The 14,564-nt window shown below is 64.3% G+C and carries 13 protein-coding genes and 1 riboswitch; of the genes, 3 read left to right on the plus strand and 10 right to left on the minus strand.

The annotated features are described in order from the left end of the window. Positions 1-122: 122 nt before the first annotated feature. From AC5STB_RS00450 to bioB, 10 genes are all read right to left on the minus strand, one after another. Positions 123-2,159, minus strand: a complete 2,037-nt coding sequence (locus AC5STB_RS00450) for an ABC transporter permease (RefSeq protein ID WP_495441009.1) — start codon at positions 2,157-2,159, stop codon at positions 123-125. Continuing rightward, positions 2,159-3,211, minus strand: a complete 1,053-nt coding sequence (locus AC5STB_RS00455; protein WP_495441010.1) for a quaternary amine ABC transporter ATP-binding protein — start codon at positions 3,209-3,211, stop codon at positions 2,159-2,161. Before AC5STB_RS00455 ends, AC5STB_RS00450 begins: the two co-directional genes overlap by 1 nt. 10 nt (positions 3,212-3,221) lie before the next feature. After that, the gene (locus tag AC5STB_RS00460; protein ID WP_495441011.1) at positions 3,222-4,187 is read right to left on the minus strand and encodes an ABC transporter substrate-binding protein; all 966 of its coding nucleotides are present in this window, start codon (positions 4,185-4,187) and stop codon (positions 3,222-3,224) included. 383 nt (positions 4,188-4,570) lie between these two features. Continuing rightward, the gene (locus AC5STB_RS00465) at positions 4,571-5,539 is read right to left on the minus strand and encodes an ABC transporter substrate-binding protein (protein WP_495441012.1); all 969 of its coding nucleotides are present in this window, start codon (positions 5,537-5,539) and stop codon (positions 4,571-4,573) included. Positions 5,540-5,703: 164 nt separating this feature from the next. Further along, positions 5,704-6,495 carry a malonyl-ACP O-methyltransferase BioC gene (gene bioC, locus AC5STB_RS00470; RefSeq protein ID WP_495441013.1) on the minus strand — a complete coding sequence of 264 codons (792 nt, stop codon included), beginning with the start codon at positions 6,493-6,495 and terminating at the stop codon, positions 5,704-5,706. Further along, the gene (locus AC5STB_RS00475; protein ID WP_495441014.1) at positions 6,495-7,109 is read right to left on the minus strand and encodes a pimeloyl-ACP methyl esterase BioG family protein; all 615 of its coding nucleotides are present in this window, start codon (positions 7,107-7,109) and stop codon (positions 6,495-6,497) included. Before AC5STB_RS00475 ends, bioC begins: the two co-directional genes overlap by 1 nt. Before the next feature lie 3 nt (positions 7,110-7,112). Beyond that, the gene (gene bioA, locus AC5STB_RS00480; protein ID WP_495441015.1) at positions 7,113-8,411 is read right to left on the minus strand and encodes an adenosylmethionine--8-amino-7-oxononanoate transaminase; all 1,299 of its coding nucleotides are present in this window, start codon (positions 8,409-8,411) and stop codon (positions 7,113-7,115) included. Continuing rightward, positions 8,408-9,034: a dethiobiotin synthase gene (gene bioD / locus AC5STB_RS00485; RefSeq protein ID WP_495441016.1), complete on the minus strand. Its 627-nt coding sequence runs from the start codon at positions 9,032-9,034 to the stop codon at positions 8,408-8,410. Before bioD ends, bioA begins: the two co-directional genes overlap by 4 nt. Next, positions 9,031-10,170 (minus strand): 8-amino-7-oxononanoate synthase, encoded by a 1,140-nt coding sequence (locus AC5STB_RS00490; RefSeq protein ID WP_495441018.1) that lies wholly within the window; start codon positions 10,168-10,170, stop codon positions 9,031-9,033. Before AC5STB_RS00490 ends, bioD begins: the two co-directional genes overlap by 4 nt. Further along, a complete protein-coding gene (bioB, locus tag AC5STB_RS00495; protein WP_495441019.1) occupies positions 10,170-11,147 on the minus strand; it encodes a biotin synthase BioB in 978 nt (325 codons plus the stop codon). The genes AC5STB_RS00490 and bioB overlap by 1 nt, the downstream gene beginning before the upstream one ends. Before the next feature lie 213 nt (positions 11,148-11,360). Beyond that, positions 11,361-11,489: riboswitch (TPP riboswitch) on the plus strand. Between the two features lie 128 nt (positions 11,490-11,617). On the opposite strand from bioB, the gene thiC reads away from it, so the two are divergent. From thiC to thiS, 3 genes are read left to right on the plus strand one after another with little or no spacing between them, the layout of a single operon-like run. After that, positions 11,618-13,432, plus strand: coding sequence for a phosphomethylpyrimidine synthase ThiC (gene thiC / locus AC5STB_RS00500; RefSeq protein ID WP_495441020.1), 1,815 nt, complete (start codon positions 11,618-11,620; stop codon positions 13,430-13,432). Beyond that, on the plus strand, positions 13,429-14,397 hold the full coding sequence (locus AC5STB_RS00505) for an FAD-dependent oxidoreductase (RefSeq protein ID WP_495441021.1): 969 nt from the start codon (positions 13,429-13,431) through the stop codon (positions 14,395-14,397). Before thiC ends, AC5STB_RS00505 begins: the two co-directional genes overlap by 4 nt. Beyond that, positions 14,366-14,563 (plus strand): sulfur carrier protein ThiS, encoded by a 198-nt coding sequence (gene thiS / locus AC5STB_RS00510; protein WP_495441022.1) that lies wholly within the window; start codon positions 14,366-14,368, stop codon positions 14,561-14,563. The genes AC5STB_RS00505 and thiS overlap by 32 nt, the downstream gene beginning before the upstream one ends. Position 14,564 lies beyond the last annotated feature (1 nt).

Here is a 14,564-nt window from a genome sequence, read left to right on the forward strand (position 1 = left end):
CGGGGTCTCTCCGGATACAGTTCGGTCGTGTGTGCAGCTATAGTCGGGTTGGCAGTCTATAACGTTGCCCCAGATCAAAAAAGGGCGCCGCTGGGGCGCCCTTTCTCACGGTGCCATGGCGGTTAAAGCCCCAGCGCCTTGCGCCGATCCTCTGCAAAGCCCTGCACCATGCGGTCGGCAATCAGGGCAAGGATCGCCATCGCCGCACCGGCGGAAATACCCAGCCCGACATCCGCCTGCCCCAAAGCCAGATAGATCGACTGGCCAAGGCCGGTGGTGCCGATCAGCGCCGCAATAACCAGCATTGCAAAAGCATAGAGAATGGTCTGATTGAGGCCCAGCAGGATTGAGGGCGCCGCATAAGGCGCGCGGATATCCTTGAGCATCTGCCATCTGGTGGCGCCAGAGGCGGTGGCGGCCTCGATCATCTCCTCCGGCGTTGAGACCAACCCGTGCCGGGTGTAGCGGATCATCGGCACGATGGCATAAGCAATGATCGCCAGGAAGGCAGAGAACTCGCCGATCTGGAACACCATCAGCACAGGGATCAGGAACACGAACAGCGGGATTGTCTGCAGCATGTCGCAGATCGGGCGCACCACGCGCCAGACACTGGGCGAGACCGCCGATGCAAGGCCGATGGCCCCACCCATCACCGCGCAGGCAAAGACTGCCGCGCCGGAGAGATAGAGAGACAGCAGCGCACGCTCCCACAGGCCCGAAAGCAGAATGGTGCCCAGCAGCACGACCGTCAGGATCGCCAGCCCGCGCCCGCCTGCGACCCAGGCCAGTGCACCCGCGCCAACCAGCACAAAGGGCCAGGGCAACTGCGAAATGCCGGTTTCCAGCATTCCGGCGGCAATCAGCAGCATCACGCCCAGCGCCATCTGGTTACGCAGCGCAAAGACCACGCCAGCCGCGGCACCCGCCGTAAACAGCGCCGCACTCATCGCCGGTGTCCAGGCAAAGCCCCAGGTGAAGGGCAGCACCGCCTGATCCAGCCCGATCCGCAGCGGCAGCAGCACATAGAACAGCACGTTATTCTTGAGCGCGGTCAATGTGTCAGCATTGGCGGTGGTGAACGCCGACAGCCCCCGGTCCATGCTGTCCGCCACCGGGTTGAACAAGGCATAAGAGCCAGGCTGCTGAATGCTGCCCCAGAAGGCCGCGCTAACCAGCACGCCCAGCGCCAGGATGCCCCAGGCGACACGCGGATTGTGTTTGCCGCGCCCGTCCTGGGTCAGGGTGCCGCTCATCCGGTCGATCAGGATTGCGAAGACCACAATCACCGAGCCCGCCAGCAGGCTCTGCCCGAACTGCGCCTTGCGCATGGTCAGCAGGACTTCCCAGCCGATGTCGTCAAAGCCGCCGATCACGGCGGCGATGATCACCATCGACAGCGCCGCCATCAGGCATTGGTTGACGCCCACCATGATTTGCTGCCCGGCCGAAGGGATCTCGCACTGGAACAGTTGCTGCAGCCGCGTGCCGCCAGACATGACGGCGGCTTCCTTGATCTCCGGCTCCACCCTTTCCAGCCCCAAGAGTACATTGCGGGCCATCGGCGGTGCCGCATAGATGGCGGAGGCGATGAGGCCCACCACGGGCCCGAAGCCGAACAGCACCAGCAACGGCGTGAGATAAGCAAAGGTCGGCACCGTCTGCATGATGTCGAGCACCGCCTGCACTGGCTGGCGGATGCGGGGGTATTCATTGGCAAGGATGCCGATACCGCCGCCGATGATCAGTGCCAGCGGCACAGAGACGGCAACCAGCGCCAGGGTGTTCATGCTTTCGGGCCAATATCCCGAGGCCAGCACAAAGCCGAGGCCCACCACCGCCATCAGCGCCATCCGCACCCCGCCCAGTATCCAGGCCAGCGCCGTTGCGGCGCAGATGACCAGCGGCCAGGGCGTGTTGCTCAGCACGTAATTCGCGGCTTCCATCGGATAGAACATCAGCGCCGAAAAACTGCGCGCGGCGGGTTTGATCAGCGCCAGGAACCATTCCATGGCGGCGCCGACCCATTCGGTGGCGGGCAGCACCCAGGCGGCGGGGAATTTGACCAGCCACGGCGCACTGCTTTCGAGCAGCAGGCACAGAGCGCCAACTGCCGCCGCGAACAGCGCCGCGATCGAGCCTTTTGTAAGACCCGCCATCAGCCCTGTTCCACCTGCAGCGCCGCGGCCAGATCCGCCGGGTTCACCACGCCGACCAGCTTGCCCTCAGCCGTGCGGACAGGCACTGGCTCGTACAGCTCCATGCAGCGCGCCAGTGCGGCGTCCAGCGTCATGTCCTGCCGCAGGCCGGGATCGTCGGCGCCGTGAACATGGTGCTCGCCCGGCTGCATCACCGAGGACACATGCGCATGCTGGCCCTTGGCCACGTCCTTGGAGAACTCACGCACATAATCATCAACCGGGCGCAGCACGATGTCAGCGGGCGTGCCGATCTGCACCACCTTGCCGTCGCGCATGATCGCGATGCGGTCGGCGAGCTTCAGCGCCTCGTTGATGTCATGGGTGATAAAAACGATGGTGGTCTTGAGCTTGGCCTGGATCTCCAGGAATTCATCCTGCAGCTGCCGCCGGATCAGCGGGTCCAGGGCCGAGAACGGTTCATCCAGGAACCAGACTGAACAGTCCGCCACTAGCGAACGGGCGATGCCGACGCGCTGGCGCTGGCCTCCGGACAGCTCACGCGGGTAGTTCTTTTCGCGTCCGCCAAGGCCAACCAGATCAATCACTTCCTGCGCCTTGGCCAGCCGCTGCTTTTTCTTCACCCCCTGCACGCGCAGAGGGTAGGCGACGTTGTCGGCCACGCTCATATGCGGAAACAGGCCGAAGTGCTGGAACACCATGCCCAGCTTCTTGCGGCGCAGCTCAATCAGCCGCTTGGGGCTGGCCTCAACGATGTTTTCGCCGTCGATGCGGATTTCGCCGCCGGTGGCGTGCAGCAGGTGAGAGATGCAGCGGATCAGGGTGGATTTGCCGGAGCCAGACAGCCCCATGATCACAAACAGCTCCCCCTCCTTCACGTCAAAGGAGGCGTCCTGAACAGCGGGGATCAGCCCCTTGCCGCGTAGCTCCTGCGCTGCCGCTTCGGGTGTTTCGTGCTGCGCCAGCGCCTCTTCCAAGGCGCTGTCTGCATTGTTGCCAAACACCTGCCAGACGTTCCGGCAGGTGATGGCGGGCGTCTCAGAGCCGCTCACTTGGCTGTGCTCACTTGATGGCGGCGTCGACAACCGGGCGCCATTTATCCTCGTTGGCGGCCATCCATTCGGCAACGACCTCCTCGACCTTGCCGCCGTCCACATCGACCGCACCCATCATGGGCTGCTGGTCCTCAACGGCCAGAGTGTAGTTCGACAGGATCTCAAACGCTGCGGGCCAGGTTTCCTCAGTGCCGGACCAGGCGGCCTTGAAGATGCGCGAGGGCGAGAAGTCGCAATCGTTCACCGCATCGGGGTTCGGGCCCCAGGCCGGATCGGAGAAGCAGGCATCCTCACCCGGCGGCAGGTCGACGAATTTCACGTCATAGGCCGACATCGCCCAATGCGGCTGCCAGAAAGTGACCAGCAGCGGCGTCTTGCGCTCGGTCGCGGCGCGCAGTTCGACGATCAGCGCGGCCTCGGAACCTGCAGGCACCGCCTTGAACGGCAGCGCCAGACCGGTCATGCGGTCGGCGCCCGGCGTGCCCCAGTCGGCCGGATAGTCAACCAAGCGGCCTTCCGGCAGGGTCTCAGCGGTGGCGAATTGCGCGGCGCAATCCTTCAGCGCCTCCCAGGCCGGCAGGCCGGGGCAGATCTCAGCCACATGCGCCGGATAGGCAATGCCTTCACGTGCATTCAGCTCCAGATCGCCCAATTCAACAACAGTGCCTTCCTCGACCTTCTTGGCGTATTCGTCGGACACGTTGGAGGACCAGATTTCCAGCGTCGCGTGGATGTCGCCATCGGCAATCGCCTGAAACTGGTTCATCATTCCGGCGGAAACGTATTCCACATCATAGCCCGCGGCCTTGAGCATTTCGCCCGCGATGTGGGTGGTCACATGCTGGCCGGTCCATTCGTTCACTGCCAGTTTGATCGGCTTGCCGGTATCCCCCAGCTCAGCCGCGGAGGCGATGCCTGCGGCAACCGTCAATGTTGCGGCGCTCAGTGCAAGCGCATATCCCTTGAAGTTCATATCAATACTCCCTGTCATTGTTGCTGCGCCGCCCGTTTTGAGGTCTTGCGCGTCATTGGAACCCAGCGGTTCGTGGCACCAGCACGGCATCAATGGCAAATCTTGCCTTTGCCGCCAGGCGCCGATGCCCCAAGTGTGGCCGGGGATAATGCAAGTATTGAAACATTTTACGACCCGTTGTCGAGCAAATGCGACGCAATTGGGGAAATATTTTGATTGACGGTTCAAGATTTTGTGCAAACAGACAAGATCCGGAATCAACCTGAGGGCAAGCCGGGGTTTGCCCAAACGGATTGCCGACTGCTATCCAGGCGTTCAGACGCAAGAACAGCGCCCCCGTATCAGCAGGAGCGCTGTCGTTCGATTCCGGGACGATTGCCTGTTCAGGACCGGCCCTTGCCTGTTGCCGCCTCGACAACCGGCAGCCATTTAGCGCGGTTCACCGCCAGCCAGCCGCGCGCAGCCCCCTGCGGGGTTTCACCACGGACATCCACAAGGCCGATCAGCGGCTGCTGATCCCAGATGCTGAGCTGATAGTTTTTCAGGATCTCGTATGCCGCCGGCCAGCGATCCTTGAGCCCGGGCCAGCTCGCCTTCATCACCCCGCCGCGGTAGAAGTCGCAATCGCCGGTGGCTTTGGGGTTCGGCCCCCAGGACGGATCGGTGTAGCAGGCGGGTTCCGGCTTGGGCAGGCGCACGAACTGCAGCGCATAGGAGGACATCGCCCAGTGCGGCGCCCAGAATGTGGCGATCACCGGGCGTTTTTCCCTGTAGGCCTGTTGAAACTCTTCGATCATCGCAGCCTCGGATTCGGCCGCGACCACGTCAAACGGCAGTTCCAGCGCCCGGATGCGGTCGGCACCAGGCGAACCCCAGGATTCCGGATAGGCCAGGTAGATCCCGCGCTTGCCATTGCCATCTTCTGAGAAGATGCCGGCGCAATCGCGCAGCGCCTCCCAGTTGGGCAGACCAGGGCACATCTGCGCGACATACGGCGGGAAGACGACGCCATTGCGCGCGTCCAGCCCCATATCGCCAAGTTCCTCAACCCGGTTTTCATCACGGGCCGCGAAATAGTCTGCCGGGCTGCTGCTGGTCCAAATTTCGACCATCGCATGCACATCGCCAGAGGCAATTTCGTCATACATTGCGCCCTGATCCGCCTCCACATACTCCACGGTGTAGCCAGCCTCTTCCAGAATGCCGCCGGCGATATAGGTGGACAGGTGCTGGCCGGTCCAGTTGTTCAGCGACAGCCTGATCGGAGCTTCCACGTCCCCCATATCAGCTGCTTCGGCGGCCCCCGAGACCGCCAGCGCCGCAATCGCCGCGGCAATCAATTTGATTTTCATTGGCGTAACTCCCGTACTGCCAGTCGTCCCACACGCCGCGCCTCAGCACAGCTCCGCCTCCCGGGATAACAGGCCGGAGTTGATAAAGATTAACGTTGCCCGGAAACCGCGGCCCGGCCAGGCAGGAAAAAACCTAAAACTTGCAGAAAGCGCAGCGGTTCAGCTCAAGAGCTTTTGCGGGCGATCAGCAGCACCGGATCATAGGTCAGCGGCAGCGTGCCATTGCAGCCGAAACGCGCGCGGTAGGCCTCTTCGAACTCCCGCAGGCGCCTGCGGCTCCAGCTTTGCTGGGCGTGGCCGTTCACGCCGGTCTGACGCAAGTGCTTCAACAGGTGCAGTGCAGAGCTGAACTCCAGCACCACCGGGCGCTGTGCAATTTCCAGGATCTGCATCCCTTGCGGCAGGACCGCCGGCCATTCATCCGCGTCCAGATAGCTGGGCGCCGCGGCTGCAGACCCCAGCGCCGCCAGCTCGCGGAACTGGCCGCGGCCAAAGCCGGACAGCGCCAGCCAGCCGCCCGGTTTCAGGTGCGCCGCCAGCCGCGCGGCGAGGCCCGTCAAATCCGGGATCCATTGCACGGTAGAGGCAGAGGCAATCAGATCCAGTGCGTGCGGCAGCGGCAAGCTTTCGATCGGGCCGCCCGCAAACCGGGCCTGTACCGGGGCTGCACCATCCAGCGCCTGCAGCACCTGTGCGGCCTCCGGCACCAGATCGTTCAGAATCAGGCTGCCCGCCTGAAAACGCTGCAGCAGCTGCCGCGTCAGATGGCCGGTTCCGCAGCCGAACTCCAGGACAGAGGCGAAACGCCGCGGCGCGCCCTGCTGCTGCAGCATCGCAGCCAGCCGGCCCGCAATATCCGCCTGCACCGAGGCCGAGCCGTGATAGCTCTCCAGCCCGCGCCGGAAGCTCTGACGGACGCGGGTCTGATCCAGTTGCGGGGGCTGCATGTCTTTCATCAGAACAGCTCCTCCCATTGAGAAAACCGGTCAAACGGTGCATGCGGCGCGTCCAGATGCGAGACGTTATGCCCGGCCCAGGCGCGTGAAAGATTGGCCGGCGGAAAGATCTTGTCGCCGGAACTGATCCAGACCCGGCTGAACCGCATCTGCGGTGCGTCCCCGCGGCGCTCAACCGCCAATAGCTCTGCCCGCCGCGCCTCCACGTTCAGCGCTTCGGCTTTCTGCGGGGCACCGAACACACGGGCCAGGAACTGCTGATAGCTTTCCGGGCTCAGGGTCTCCACCGTGCGGCGGAAGACAGCGGGCGGAATGCCCGCGGCGCGGTTCACCGGCTGCAGGCTGCCATTCACCGCCGCCTTGCGGTCAAACGGATCGGGCCGCCCCTGCTGCCAATGGGCATAAGAGGCAACGCCGAACGACCAAGCCAGCAGGCTGACCCGCCCATAGCGGGACAGGTCAGGCAGTTCGGCGTTCAGGCTGGTGTAACCGCTGGCAAACAGGATGTCCTGCGGGCCGTCCAGATGCCAGAACACCTCCGGCCCCACAGCCCAGCCGCCGAAGACCACGATGGCCTCGGCCGCACTGTCCTGTTTGAGCCAGCGGAACTCCATGAATTACAGCTCCCGCGCCAGCCGCAGCATGCCTGCGGTGATCTCGCTCAGCTGCTCCGGCGAGGTGATGAAGGGCGGCATGGTATAAATGTTGGTGCCGAAGGGGCGCAGGAACACGCCCATTTCATGGGCGCGGGCATGGGCCTCGTCCGCCGACACCCGGTGCTTCATCTCGATCACGCCGATGGCGCCCAGCACCCGCACGTCCGCCACGTTAGTCAGTTCGCGGGCCGGGGCCAGTTCGGCCTGCATCTGTTCGCCAATTGCCGCCACTGTCCCGCGCCAATCCTGCCCCGTCAGTAGGTCCAGCGAGGCCTCTGCCGCGGCGCAGGCCAGCGGGTTGCCCATATAGGTCGGCCCGTGCATGAACAGCCCCGGATTACCGCCGCCGATGCCCTCCGCCACGCGGTCATTGGTCATGGTGCAGGCGAAAGAGATATGGCCGCCGGTCAGCCCCTTGCCGAGACAGATAATGTCCGGCTCGACACTGCTGAAATTGGTTGCAAACAACTCCCCCGAGCGGCCAAAGCCGGTGGCGATCTCGTCAAAGATGAGAAGGATACCCAGCTCGTCGCACAAGCGCCTGGCCTGGTTCAGATATTCCGGGTGATAGAAATACATGCCGCCGGTGCCCTGCACCACGGGCTCCAGAATAAAGGCGGCGATCTTCTGCGCATTGGCTTCCAGCACTGCCCGCAGCTCGCCCAGGCCGTTCTGCGCCGGGTCGTCCACCCAGTCCTCATGGATGCGGATCGGCGGGCGGGAAACGAAGTGCTGCACGCTGAGCGCGCCCTGAAACAGGTGGTGCATGCCGGTGTCCGGGTCGCAGACGCTCATCGCCTTCCAGGTATCGCCGTGATAGCCGGAGCGGATAGTGGCAAACTCCTTGCGCTCTGCCTGGCCGATGGCGTGCTGGTACTGCACTGCCATCTTCATCGCCACCTCCACCGAAACCGACCCGCTGTCGCAGTAGAAGATGCGGGTGAGGCTTTCGGGCGTGATCTCCAGCAGCTTGCGGCCCAAGTCGATGGCCGGATCATGGGTCAGCCCGCCGAACATCACATGCGGGAGGGTGTCGAGCTGGTCGTGAATTGCCTTGGTGATCGCCGGGTTTTTGTGGCCGTGCATCATGCACCACCAGGACGACATGGCGTCTATCAGCCGGGTGCCGTCGTCCAGGGTGATGTACATGCCCTCGCTTTCCTTCACCACAAAGGTCGGACCGGGCTTGGCGACATTGGTATAGGGGTGCCAGAGGTGCCGCTGGTCGAATTCGAGCTGGGTGAGATCGGATGCGCTCATGCCAAAGCCTCCTTGATCAGGTCCACCCGGATGCTGGCCTGGAAGGCGACGGCCAGGGCGTCAGAGGTCAGCTCGCCCAGTACCGGCAGACGGCCCAGATGCGCCACCTGACCGAACTGGCAGATGGTTTCTTCCACCGCAGGCTCCGCATCGCCGATAAAGGCCGCGCCCACCACCGAGCAGCCCGCATCGCGCAGTGCCTTCAGCGACAGGAGCGTATGGTTGATCGTGCCCAGCTGCGTGCGCGCGCAGAGGATCACCGGCGCGCCCCAGCGGGCAAACAGGTCGAGATACAGCACCTCGCGGTTCAGCGGCACCATCAACCCGCCTGCGCCCTCGGCCACCAGCACGCCGTCAACTTCGGGCAAAGACAACGTATCCGGATCGATCTCCACGCCTTCGGCCTCTGCCGACAGATGCGGCGAGGCAGGCAGCTGCAGCAGATAACCCTCAGGCAATGCCGGGCGGCCCGACAGGCGGGACACGGTCTGGCTGTCGGTCTCCTCCTCCAGCCCTGATTGTACCGGCTTCCAGTAGGTTGCGCCCAGCGCCTGCACCAGGCCGGCCGAGAAGACGGTCTTGCCGATGCCGGTGTCGGTCCCGGTGACGATCAGCGCGCTCATACTGCATTCTCCATTTCCCGGACGAGGTCTTCGAACATCTGGGTGATGACCTCTGCCCCCGTGTTCAGCGTGATCGACAGCCGCAGCCGCGAGGTGCCGCGCGGCACGGTCGGCGGTCGGATGCCGCGGATGTCATAGCCGTGGCCCTGCATGGCGGAGGCCAGCGCCATGGTGCGTCTGTCGCCGCCGATCACCACCGGCAAGATCTGGCTTTGGAACCCTTCCAGCCCGCAGAGGCGTTTGGCCTCATCCTGGGCATGGGTGATCCCCTGCCACGCCTGTTCGCGGCGGCCCGGGTTCTGCTGCAGCTCCTGCAAGGCCGCCCGCACCAAAGCCGCGTTCAAGGGTGACGGAGCGGTCGCAAAGATAAACCCGCGCGCCTTGTTGATCAGCGTCTCGATCAGCACCCGCTGACCGCAGATCAAAGCGCCGGAAGCACCCAAAGCCTTGCCGCAGGTGTGAAGGCTCAGGACGTTGGGGCGGTGCGCAATTTCATGCGCCAGCCCGCGGCCCAGATCGCCAAACACGCCGGAGGAATGCGCCTCATCGACGACCAGAACACCACCCTCGGCATCACACAGCGCCATCAGCGCCTCCAGCGGGGCGAGGTCGCCGTCCATTGAATAGACCGCCTCGACCGCAATCCAGACCTGCCCGGTGCCGCCCGTCGCGCGCCAGTCGTTCAGCACCTGCGCCGCGTCTTCCACATCGCCATGCGCAAAGCTGCGGATCTCTGCCCGGCCCAACCGCATTCCGTCGTGAGTGCTTGCATGGATCAGCGCGTCATAGAGCACCAGATCGCCCTGCTGCGGCAGGGTGGAGAAGATCGCCTGGTTGGCGTTGAAGCCGCCGCCCATGAACAGCGCCGCCTCGGTGCCGAAGAACGCGGCCGCCTCCGCCTCCAGAAGCTGATGCTCCGCATCGTTGCCGCGCAGCAGACGCGAACCGCCTGCCCCAACCGGAACACCACGCGCCAGCGCATCAGCAGCGGCGGCGCGCAGCACATCGCTGCCCGCCAGCCCAAGGTAGTCGTTGGAGGCAAAGTCATGCCCGTCCCGCGGCATCAGCTGCCGGTAGCGTCCGCGCGTGCGCAGCGCTTCCAGCGATTTCTCATGCCTCGGGAAGGCGCCCGCCATCAGCGGCTGCCGTCACATCCCACCGCCATCGCGGTGATGCCCAGACGGTCGAACAGCTGCTGATCCTTGTCCTCTTCCGGGTTGTCCGCAGTCAGCAGCGTGTCGCCGACAAAGATCGAATTGGCACCGGCGAAGAAGCACATCGCCTGCATCTCATCCGACATGTCGGTGCGGCCTGCGGACAGGCGCACGTGGGACTTCGGCATCAGGATGCGGGCCAGCGCCACGGAACGGACGAATTCGATCGGGTCCAGCTTCTCGACATTGGCCAGCGGCGTGTCGGCGATCGGGATCAGCATGTTGACGGGAACCGAATCCGGGTGCACCTCCAGCGTTGCCAGCGCCAGCATCATGTCGATGCGATCCAACTGCTTCTCCCCCATGCCGACGATGCCGCCGGAGCACACCTTGATGCCCGCCTCGCGCACCCGGTTCAGGGTGTCGATACGGTCGGCAAAGGTGCGGGTGGTGATGATCTCGGAGTAGTAACGCTCCGACGTGTCGATGTTGTGGTTGTAGTAGTCCAGACCCGCATCACGCAGGCGGAACACCTGTTCCTCGTCCAGCATGCCCAGGGTCATGCAGGTTTCCATGCCCAGGTCCTTGACCCCCTGCACCATTGCCTCCAGCGCCGCCATGTCGCGGTCCTTGGGCGAGCGCCAGGCGGCGCCCATGCAGTAGCGGGTCGCGCCGCCTTCTTTGGCTTTCTTGGCCTCGGCGATCACCCGCTGCACTTCGATCAGCTTGGAGGCCGACAGCTGCGCGCCGTTGCGCGCCGACTGCGAGCAATAGGCGCAATCTTCGGCGCAGCCGCCGGTCTTGATGCTGAGGAGCTTGGATTTCTGCACCTGATTGGGGTCGAAATACTGCCGGTGCACGGTGTGCGCCTGAAACAGTAAGTCCATGAAAGGCTTGTTATAAATCGCTTCCGCTTCCTCGCGGGTCCAGTCGGTGCGGATGGGTGCAGCGTCCAGCATGCTGTCTCCTGTTCTCTATACCTGTTGGCCATGCGCGGATGGCGTTTCCGGTTTTTATAGATAATTTTGCCACCACCAATCAAGCGCCAAAGCCGCACTGCAGCGATTTGCCCCGGAGCCGCACAAGATTTCCGGATAACGACCTGATTTAAAATCGCAAAAACTATCTACAAAAATTCCGGTTGACGCGAACCCTTCACCTCCCCTAGCCCTATAGGCACGCAGGGGAGTCCCGCCCAAGGGACTGAGAGGCGTCATGGTGCGGGGCAACCCGGACCGGCGGCGCGACCCTTTGAACCTGACCCAGTTGATACTGGCGTAGGAAGCAAGAAACATGGCGCGGCGCCCCGGCGGCAACCTGTGTTTCGGACAGGCAGCATGCGTGCACCGGCCGTACACCCCGCGCTGCCCGTTTTCCTCCGTCCCGGCTCAATTGGTGTTTTTGAACCGAAGGCCCGGAGGAACACCAGATGAACGTCCCCAACCCGAAAATCACCACGGGCGCATTGCCCGCGTCGCGCAAGATTTACGTCAGCGGCGAGGTCCATGAGGATATCCGCGTGCCGATGCGGGAAATCTCCACCCACCCCACCGCGGGCGAGGCGCCGCTGCCGGTCTATGACAGTTCCGGCCCCTACACCGACCCGGACGTGCTGACCGACATCCGCCAGGGCCTGCCGCAGCTGCGCCGCCAGTGGATCGAAGCGCGCGGCGACGTCGAGAGCTACCAGGGCCGCGATGTGAAGCCGGAGGATAACGGCTTTGTTGAGGGCGACCGTCTGACGCCGGAGTTCCCGGTGAAGCCCGCCCCGCTGCGCGGCAAGGACGGCAAGGCGCCGACCCAGCTGGCCTATGCCCGGGCCGGTATCGTCACGCCGGAAATGGAGTATGTGGCGATCCGCGAAAACCAGCTGCACGAGCTGTCGCCCTGCCACGCCAAGCGCGACGGCAATGATTTCGGCGCCAATATCCCGGACTACGTGACCCCGGAATTCGTGCGCCAGGAGATCGCCGCGGGCCGCGCCATCATCCCGGCCAACATCAACCACCCGGAAATCGAGCCGATGATCATCGGCCGCAATTTCAAGGTAAAGATCAACGCCAATATGGGCACCTCTGCCGTCACCTCCTCGATGGAGGAAGAGGTGGACAAGCTGGTCTGGGCGATCCGCTGGGGTGCGGACACGGTGATGGACCTGTCGACGGGCCGCAACATCCACAACACCCGCGAATGGATCGTGCGCAACTCCCCCGTTCCCATCGGCACCGTGCCGATCTACCAGGCCCTGGAGAAGGTCAATGGCATCGCCGAGGACCTGACCTGGGAAGTGTTCCGCGACACGCTGATCGAACAGGCGGAACAGGGGGTGGATTACTTCACCATCCATGCGGGCGTCCGTCTGCACATGGTGCCGATGACGGTGAACCGGGTCACGGGGATCGTCTCGCGCGGCGGGTCGATCATGGCGAAGTGGTGTCTGCATCATCACAAGGAATCGTTCCTCTATGAGCATTTCGAGGAAATCTGCGACATCTGCCGCCAGTACGATGTCAGCTTCAGCTTGGGCGACGGGCTGCGCCCCGGCTCCATTGCGGATGCCAATGACGAGGCGCAGTTTGCTGAGCTGGAAACCCTTGGCGAGCTGACCAAGATCGCCTGGGCCAAGGACTGCCAGGTGATGATCGAGGGGCCGGGCCATGTCGCCATGCACAAGATCAAGGAGAACATGGACAAGCAGCTGGAGTGCTGCCACGAAGCCCCGTTCTATACGCTTGGGCCGCTGACCACGGATATCGCGCCGGGCTATGACCATATCACGTCCGGCATCGGGGCGGCGATGATCGGCTGGTTCGGCTGCGCCATGCTGTGCTACGTGACGCCGAAGGAGCACCTGGGCCTGCCCGACCGCGACGACGTGAAGACCGGCGTGATCACCTACAAGATCGCCGCCCATGCCGCCGATCTGGCCAAGGGTCTGCCGGGTGCCCAGCGCCGCGACGATGCGCTGTCCCGCGCCCGCTTCGAGTTCCGCTGGGAGGATCAGTTCAACCTGTCGCTGGACCCCGACACCGCACGCGAGTTCCATGACCAGACCCTGCCGAAACAAGCCCACAAGGTCGCGCATTTCTGCTCCATGTGCGGGCCAAAGTTCTGCTCCATGCGGATTTCGCACGACATCCGCGCCGAGGCGCAGAAAGAGGGGATGGAGGCGATGGCCGCCAAGTTCCGCGAGGGCGGCGAGCTGTATGTGCCTGCCGCAGAAGCAGCGGAACCGGCGGAATGATCACTATCGCAGGCGCGGGCCTCGCCGGTCTCGCCTGCGCCTATGAACTGGCGCAGCGCGGGGCGGCGGTGACCGTTTACGAGCGGGGAAAGGCACCCGGGGCCGGCAGCGTCGCACGCTTTGCGGGCGGCATGCTGGCGCCCTGGTGCGAACGCGAAAGCGCCGAGGAGGACGTGGTCACCCTCGGCAGCCGCGCCTTCGATTGGTGGGCCAAGGTCACACCGGTGCACAGGCGCGGCACGCTGGTGGTGGCACCAGCCCGCGACCGCGCAGAGCTGATCCGTTTTGCCCGCCGCACCACCGCCCACCGCGGGGTGAACGGGGCAGAGATCGGCGAACTGGAGCCAGCACTGGCGGGTCGGTTTGCGCAAGGATTGTTCTTTGAACAGGAGGCGCATCTGGACCCGCGGCGCGCATTGCGCGATCTGAGCGCCAAGGTGCAGGCGCTGGGGGTGGAGGTCCGCTATGGCACCCCTGCCCCGGCCCGCGTCACGCTGGATTGCACCGGCATGGCGGCACCGCTGCCTTCCTTGCGCCCGGTGCGGGGCGAGATGGCGATCCTGCACTGCCCGGAGGTGGAAGTCAGCCGCACCCTGCGCCTGCTGCACCCGCGGATGCCGCTGTATCTGGTGCCCCGTGGTGACGGGCATTTCATGATCGGCGGCACAATGATCGAAAGCAGTTCAGACCGCCCGGTCACCCTGCGCTCATTGGCCGAGCTGCTAAGCGCGGCCTTTGCGCTGCATCCCGCCTTTGCGGAGGCCAGCGTGGTGGAGACCGGTGCGGGCCTGCGCCCGGCCTTTGCCGGCAACCTGCCGCGGCTGCTGGAGCAAGACGGCACGCTTTACCTCAACGGCCTGTACCGGCACGGATTTCTGCTGGCGCCCGCAATGGCGCAGCAGGCCGCGGACCACCTGTTACCGGAGACATCAGATGAAGATCATCGTGAACGCCAAACCGCATGAGATTGCGGGCGGCACCGTGGAGGCCGCACTGGAGGAACTGGGGTTTGCCAGCTCTGCCGTTGCCACCGCGCTGAATGGAATATTTGTGGCGCGCAGCAGGCGGGCCAAGTCGCAACTGGCCGACGGCGACCACCTGGAAGTGCTGGCGCCGATGCAAGGAGGCTGAG

It is taken from the genome of Leisingera sp. CC-HEC093, assembly GCF_059429195.1.

What these genes read in the sequence shown, in the direction of transcription:
- bioA (WP_495441015.1), bottom strand. Translation starts at nt 8,411, where the DNA reads ATGAGCGCATCCGATCTCACCCAGCTCGAATTCGACCAGCGGCACCTC.
- AC5STB_RS00450 (WP_495441009.1), bottom strand. Translation starts at nt 2,159, where the DNA reads ATGGCGGGTCTTACAAAAGGCTCGATCGCGGCGCTGTTCGCGGCGGCA.
- AC5STB_RS00490 (WP_495441018.1), bottom strand. Translation starts at nt 10,170, where the DNA reads ATGGCGGGCGCCTTCCCGAGGCATGAGAAATCGCTGGAAGCGCTGCGC.
- AC5STB_RS00465 (WP_495441012.1), bottom strand. Translation starts at nt 5,539, where the DNA reads ATGAAAATCAAATTGATTGCCGCGGCGATTGCGGCGCTGGCGGTCTCG.
- AC5STB_RS00460 (WP_495441011.1), bottom strand. Translation starts at nt 4,187, where the DNA reads ATGAACTTCAAGGGATATGCGCTTGCACTGAGCGCCGCAACATTGACG.
- thiC (WP_495441020.1), top strand. Translation starts at nt 11,618, where the DNA reads ATGAACGTCCCCAACCCGAAAATCACCACGGGCGCATTGCCCGCGTCG.
- AC5STB_RS00505 (WP_495441021.1), top strand. Translation starts at nt 13,429, where the DNA reads ATGATCACTATCGCAGGCGCGGGCCTCGCCGGTCTCGCCTGCGCCTAT.
- bioD (WP_495441016.1), bottom strand. Translation starts at nt 9,034, where the DNA reads ATGAGCGCGCTGATCGTCACCGGGACCGACACCGGCATCGGCAAGACC.
- thiS (WP_495441022.1), top strand. Translation starts at nt 14,366, where the DNA reads ATGAAGATCATCGTGAACGCCAAACCGCATGAGATTGCGGGCGGCACC.
- bioC (WP_495441013.1), bottom strand. Translation starts at nt 6,495, where the DNA reads ATGAAAGACATGCAGCCCCCGCAACTGGATCAGACCCGCGTCCGTCAG.
- AC5STB_RS00475 (WP_495441014.1), bottom strand. Translation starts at nt 7,109, where the DNA reads ATGGAGTTCCGCTGGCTCAAACAGGACAGTGCGGCCGAGGCCATCGTG.
- bioB (WP_495441019.1), bottom strand. Translation starts at nt 11,147, where the DNA reads ATGCTGGACGCTGCACCCATCCGCACCGACTGGACCCGCGAGGAAGCG.